At 37.8% G+C, this 1837-nt stretch carries 2 protein-coding genes; both read right to left on the bottom strand.

Annotation, left to right across the window (positions count from 1 at the left end):
* Positions 1-88: 88 nt before the first annotated feature.
* Positions 89-316 carry a DUF2949 domain-containing protein gene (locus A9Y75_RS18265; RefSeq protein ID WP_071190969.1) on the bottom strand — a complete coding sequence of 76 codons (228 nt, stop codon included), beginning with the start codon at positions 314-316 and terminating at the stop codon, positions 89-91.
* A gap of 777 nt (positions 317-1093) precedes the next feature.
* Entirely contained in the window at positions 1094-1621 is a 528-nt protein-coding gene (locus tag A9Y75_RS18260; protein ID WP_071190968.1) for a DUF192 domain-containing protein, read from the bottom strand.
* Positions 1622-1837 lie beyond the last annotated feature (216 nt).

The raw sequence follows: 1837 nt of genomic DNA, 5'->3' as shown, positions 1-1837 counted from the left end.
TTTTGAATTTCTAATTTTGAATTTTGAATTTTGAATTTTGAATTTTGTGAAATTGACTCCTGCACAAGAGGCATTTTGAATTGCTTACCTATGCCGTCTCCAACCAATCATAAATTTGTTCTAACTGCTCTAGAGTAATAAACCCATATTGCCACAGAATCATGGTTAAAGAACCTGGGTCTTGCTCACGGTGACGCAGCGCTACAGAAAGGGAAGCTGTGGAAATTGCCAAATCTTCCTGGAGAAAATTAATCAATCGAGAATATCTTGATGGTGCCATTTGTTTCTCACCTCCTTGAGTAGAGTGTATTATCATCTATCTTTTCCTTATTTCTGAGTATTATGTAGCCAGTATTTTATGTGTCACTATGCTGTTAATTGATAATTACCTCAGCACAGGTGGTTTATTATTCCTCTAGGAGCAAGTTTTCCCAGAGTTGAGGAGAAATCAAACCCCGCTTTTACCCTGGTTTACCCCAATTTGAAGTAATACCATTTGGGATTTTAGGTTGTGGATGTTAAATGGGATTTTAGGTTGTGGATGTTAAATTTTCTATTCTTAAAGACTTACTAGATCAGCTTTTGGGTATTCCATAACTCACAATCGTTTTGCAAATGGATATTATTTAAATTGACTTTGCCAATTTTAGAGTTTGGGTTTTGGATTTTGGAACTGTTTTTTGGTAATCCGAGGAAAAAGCAAGTTAAATTTTCCACCTCTTGTGGGTACAGTCAATCTAAAATCGCAATTCTAAAATCCAAAATAGTTTGGCTTCATCTTGTGTCCTTTTCTGTGCTTTATGTGATCACACATGGAGTTAAAAAGATTTCATAGCCTATACTCCTCTATTGACGACTAGTTACACTTACGTCAAAGGGAGGATTTTTGCATAAACTCTGGGATTGGTATTCTAGCTAGGAAGCAAAGATTAGGATCGTATCTGGGAAACAGCAGAGTTTGATGTGATTAGCGCCACTAGTAAATCTTAACCTCTTAACTGTGAATTTTACTATTTTACGTAATAGTTTTTTTACCAAGATATCTTCATTAAAACTTTATAGTTCCTTCACACAGTAAGCAACCACGTTCTAGTTACTGAGAAGCACCAGGATTTAAGAATTCAATTTTTACCTTATCACCTACTTGCAAGCCTAATTCTGTAGCTCGTTCGGCTCGAAGTTCAATTACTTGGTTTATGGGTACATTAGGCCCATAGGTTGGACAAGGCTCACTCTTACAGGAAGGTGCAGCAGTTTGAATATACTTGACTTTCCCATTTTCCATAAAGACCATATCCAAGGCTACAGGTACATTCTTCATCCAGAAACTTACAGGTTCTGCTGAGGGAAAAACAAACAGCATCCCCTGGTCATCTGGTAAAGCAGGTCGATACATCAGCCCCATCATTTGCTCTTTTGGCGTTCGCGCTACTTCTAACTTAATTTTGGTTCCGTTAGGAATAGTGGCTAAGGCAGAAATCGGCAGATTTTGACCTCGATACGCTAGTGTTTGCACTTGGGAATCTGATGTAGTAGTAGGAGGGTTAGCTGCGGTTGGTGGAGAACAGCCTATCAACAAAACACTCAGGAATATAGAAAACAAACTTAGCCAACGAAACATAAGCTATTCGCATTTCAAATGTTAATTTGCGGTTTTTGTAATTTAGACTTCGATTTTACAGAAATTTTCGCAAAATAGCTCACTATTTTAAGTTATTTTTTTGTGATCAAAATCATATGAAAAATCCCACCCTTATAAGAGGATGGGAAATTCCACATCTTCGCTGTCAAAAGAGGCAAGGGAGCAGGGAGCTTTCTAGCAGGGGGCAGGGGGAAA

Source organism: Trichormus sp. NMC-1 (assembly GCF_001858025.1).
Lineage (GTDB): Bacteria > Cyanobacteriota > Cyanobacteriia > Cyanobacteriales > Nostocaceae > Anabaena.
Note: the sequence above shows the minus strand (reverse complement) of the source record. Positions and strands in the feature narration are given on the sequence as shown.

Bases quoted from the DNA above. Each gene is read 5' to 3' on its own strand.
- A9Y75_RS18265 (WP_071190969.1), bottom strand. From the start codon at position 316: ATGATAATACACTCTACTCAAGGAGGTGAGAAACAAATGGCACCATCA.
- A9Y75_RS18260 (WP_071190968.1), bottom strand. From the start codon at position 1,621: ATGTTTCGTTGGCTAAGTTTGTTTTCTATATTCCTGAGTGTTTTGTTG.